At 60.3% G+C, this 3,804-nt stretch carries 5 protein-coding genes; 2 read left to right on the top strand and 3 right to left on the bottom strand.

Going from position 1 to position 3,804, the window contains the following annotated elements; all coding sequences use genetic code 11:
• Positions 1–279, top strand: a 279-nt coding sequence (locus ACIP9X_RS19440; protein WP_400481398.1) for a transposase, incomplete at its 5' end; no start/stop codon positions are given.
• A gap of 344 nt (positions 280–623) precedes the next feature.
• Here the strand turns inward: ACIP9X_RS19440 and ACIP9X_RS19435 are convergent.
• The 3 genes from ACIP9X_RS19435 to ACIP9X_RS19425 all read right to left on the bottom strand — a co-directional run bounded on the left by ACIP9X_RS19435 (position 624) and on the right by ACIP9X_RS19425 (position 3,217).
• Positions 624–1,346: a BTAD domain-containing putative transcriptional regulator gene (locus tag ACIP9X_RS19435; protein WP_400481397.1), complete on the bottom strand. Its 723-nt coding sequence runs from the start codon at positions 1,344–1,346 to the stop codon at positions 624–626.
• 1,045 nt (positions 1,347–2,391) lie between these two features.
• On the bottom strand, positions 2,392–2,547 hold the full coding sequence (locus tag ACIP9X_RS19430) for a hypothetical protein (RefSeq protein WP_400481396.1): 156 nt from the start codon (positions 2,545–2,547) through the stop codon (positions 2,392–2,394).
• Between the two features lie 406 nt (positions 2,548–2,953).
• Entirely contained in the window at positions 2,954–3,217 is a 264-nt protein-coding gene (locus ACIP9X_RS19425; RefSeq protein ID WP_400481395.1) for a hypothetical protein, read from the bottom strand.
• Positions 3,218–3,566: 349 nt separating this feature from the next.
• Here ACIP9X_RS19425 and ACIP9X_RS19420 point away from each other — a divergent pair.
• The coding region (locus ACIP9X_RS19420; protein WP_400481394.1) for a hypothetical protein at positions 3,567–3,804 on the top strand (238 nt) is incomplete at its 3' end.

Genomic DNA, 3,804 nt, shown 5'->3' with positions numbered 1-3,804 from the left:
AGGGACCTCGTGACCGAAGTGATCTCCTCGTTCCCGACTTGCCCGATCCCGGAAGTCGGCCGCCTCGGCAGGACACTCAAACAATGGAAGGCGGCAATACTGGCCTACTTCGATACCTTCGGCGCCTCCAACGGCCCCACCGAAGCGATCAACGGCGTCATCGAGACCACCCGCCGCATCGCCCGCGGCTTTCGGAACTTCACCAACTACAGACTCAGATGCCTACTCGCCGCCGGCGGCCACCGACCCTATCGGAAGAACACCCTCAACCATGCCTAAATGCGAAGGGCCGGATTAGTAGGTGCACTGTTTCTGTTCGAGCCGCAGTTCCGCATGCTGTTGGAGTACTGAGAATGCCCTCAAGCGACAGGGTGGGTTCTTACGAACTGATTACTCCCGATATGGGCGGGCCGCCTGATTCTCCTGCAGGCTGTGCTGAGCACGTTGCGAAGGCCGTTAGGCACGGTGCGACTGGCTGTATAAACCGGCCGTCTGAACTCGTAACCTTGACGGCAAAGGCGATACTCGGCCGTCCTTGACCGAAAAGACGGAACAAGCTTGTCTACCCCACTGCGGAGGAGCTGCGCGACCGCCGGCCCCACTTGCAGAGACTGGACCGTAGGTCACTGCCTTAGCGATGCGCGGATGCCAGTCGCAAGCTCGGTGAGGTGGGGCGAGGGATTTACCCCCAGCTCCGCAGTCAGTCTGGCTTTAAAATCTTCGAACGTGTTGACGGCGCGGGCGCTGTTTCCCTGTTTAAGTTCAGCACGCATCAGGAGCCCGACGCAGTTTTCCTGTAGTGGCTCAAGCTCGAGAGCGCTCCGGGCCGCGTCGGCTGCTTTTTCAGCCTCCTCCTGCTCAAGCCATCGACGCGCATGTCCCGCCAACACGCGCAACCGAAAGTTCCGCAGTCGGTTCTGCTCCAAGATTACCCAGTCTTCATACCAGCCAGGCAACAGGTCGGCGCGCAGGACATGGGAAAGACAAGCATCTTCTTCTGCACTCGACACACAGCGTTCACAATTCCGGATCTGTTCGAGGCATTGGTGGAGATCCACGCTCAGGCTGTCAACCAAAGAAAGAACGGCCCCCCCATTTACCAACAGCCCAGGAGCCTGCCTCGATATTAGATGCATGCTTACCCGCAGACTTTCCAAGGCGCGGGCTTCTGGGCTGTCCGGCCACAAAAGGCCACTCATGTAGCGTCGGTTCCGGGGACCAAAAAGTGCCAGAGCGGCAATTAGCCGCTGTTGCCTGGAAGCAACATGAACCTCAGTTTGCCCGCACAGTAATTGCCAGCGTTGAAAAAGGTTCAATTGAAAGCGGACGTCTTTGTCCTTTAACATCAAGTCCCCCATGTCGATACTCGCAACCTCCAGGCTCTCGGGAGGTCGCCGCAGCGTATGCATGACGGGCGGCAGTCAACATTGGCCGCCGCACCTTACTATCCGTCCTTCCCTTCAGCGGCTAAACAATCTATCTCGCCCAGGAAGACCTTCGTTTCTCCTTCCAACTCTCCCAGCCTGAGTATCAAATTAGCCCATCTTAAAGAAGAAAGAAATGGACGCCGCCATTGTTTCCCGCCACAATCAGGACGTCACAGCGGTGCGGTTGCCGGTCTGACGTCCCAGACGTAGCCAATGCCTTGGTTACAACATAAGTGCCCCGCATGGTGTCCACTTTTGGCGTATGCCGGCTCCCTCAGGAAGAGGCAGCTGCTCCTACCCAGATTCAGCGGCTTACTGGTTCCCGTAGAACTGCCAGTCGAAGATGGTCGGATCCAAAGGATCATCATCTTGACGCTTTCTTGATCGAAGCCATCCCCGACCTTGAGACTTATCGGCCAGCATATTACTGAGAGCGATCTATCCGAAGTTTTTGATGAATCTTGGGATGGCGTCCGCAACGGAGAATTATTAACGATCTGGAGAAGGCGAGGTACCTGCTGTGGCTTCCATGATGGCCAACGAGGGGGAAGTAGGACGACATGAGGCAACTTTTGTGATCAGCGTTTGGTACGAATCGGAGCATGCAGAGCCTTTTCGGGCTCGGCTCACTTCGACCTCAGGTGAAGCGTCAGAAACAGTGATTACGTACGCTGCCAGCCACGAAGCGGTCATCTCGCGCGTGAGTGAATGGCTGAGAGACCTGCCGAAGCGATAAGGCCAGCCTTGGACGGCAGCCTTCACACTTCTGCACGTAACAGCTGGCGCAGTCGACGAAGCCCAGGAAGGCCTGGAAACTCCTGCGAAAGCAGAAGGCCCACGGGCATATATGGCGCTTCGCAACCCCTTCTCTATCGGTCATCCGGAACATTCCGAGGATGGTGGGTCCCTAAAGCGCTGATGATGAGGAAGCGGCTATGCGGCATCCTACGGCATGCTACCGGAATCACCGAGTATTGAAGACTGCAGGTCGCGACGACGGGGGCGTGGTCGGATTCGGGGTATTGCGGTCGACGGCGAAGGCAGCGGACTCGTCGTGGAGAACCTCGTTGTGGATCTCTGAACGCAGGTAGTCTTCCAGCAGGTTTCGGGTCACCAGCATGTGGTCAAGCATCTGGCCGCGGCCCTGGTGAAAGAGGGTGTACCCGACTGACTCGAAAGGGTGTGCTCAATCGGCACCAGGATCCTTCTGGCCAGTTCGGTGTTGCCGGTGTCCTCGACATCGCCGCGGATAGTCTTGACCGGTACCTCTTCGAGCGTCGCGTTGAAGTCGCCCGCGACAATGATGCGGGCCGCCGGTTCAGCCTCCAGGATCCTGTCGACACTGTCCGGGGATGTGTGTTGGAGTCTTGGATTTCAAGTGCACATTGACCGCGTGCAGCCGTCGTCCGTTGCCCAGATCCAATTGCACGTACAGAATGGGGCGTTCCACTCCGATCTCTACTGCGGCGGCATCTAGGGGAGCGCGGTGAGGCGCCGATACTGGAGCTTTGCGACCAAGTCATTGCTCAACTGCTCGACTGCAGCACCGGCGAACGGGTGGCAATCACCAGGTTCCGTTCGGCGAACACACCGCCGTCCTCTCCCCGCGCGCTGACGAGGGTGGCACCAGCGAGGTTAGTGCCGGCCAACAGCTGTTCCAGTGCCGCCAAGGCTCGGGGCTGGCCTGGACGCTCCTGGCCGTTCACCTCCTGAAAAAAGGCAAGATCCGCACGAAACCGGACAATTTGTGGTCGCATCAGCTCGATCCGTTCGGCCAGCGCCGGCCCCACTCCCGGGCCTGGCTCGTCAAAGTTCTCAAAGGTTGAAAGTGGACACCCGAAACTCCGCCATGTCCATCACCGCTGCCTTCCGAGACAAATAGGATATGAGATGCGGTCCAAATGCCAGGTGGGCCTGTCTCTGATTACTTCTTTTCTGATTGCGGAACTGGCTCACCGCCCCCGAGCCCTTCTCCGTCCGCGTGGTCGGCGGGCGGGGCGGCTCCGGGAAGACCCGCCTCGCCGTCGAACTGTGTCGCACCGCCGGGGAGGGCTGGGTCACGGGCCTCCTCGGCCCTCTCCCGCCCGAGTCGATCCCACCGAACAAGCCCCAGCCGGCAAGGACACCAGCCTCCCGAGCGTGCCCGGGATGCTGGCCGTCATCGACTACGCCGAGACCCGCACCAACGAACTCGAGGCCCTCCTGCTCGCCCTCCAATACGCCGCCGGCCCGCACGCCCGGTCCGGCTCCTGCTCCTCGTCCGCCGCGCCCCCGCCTCCGCCGGACCTCACCGACACCGTCTTCGGGAACCCCCTCCTGGTGGGGGGGCGCGGGTGGCGGGCCGGGCGCGGCCGGGGCCGCCGCGGGGCGGGGCGCC

Origin of the sequence: Arthrobacter sp. NPDC093125, from assembly GCF_044754225.1 — a bacterium.
In the GTDB taxonomy this organism is placed as follows: domain Bacteria; phylum Actinomycetota; class Actinomycetes; order Actinomycetales; family Micrococcaceae; genus Arthrobacter.
This window is presented reverse-complemented; position numbering and strand designations above follow the sequence as displayed.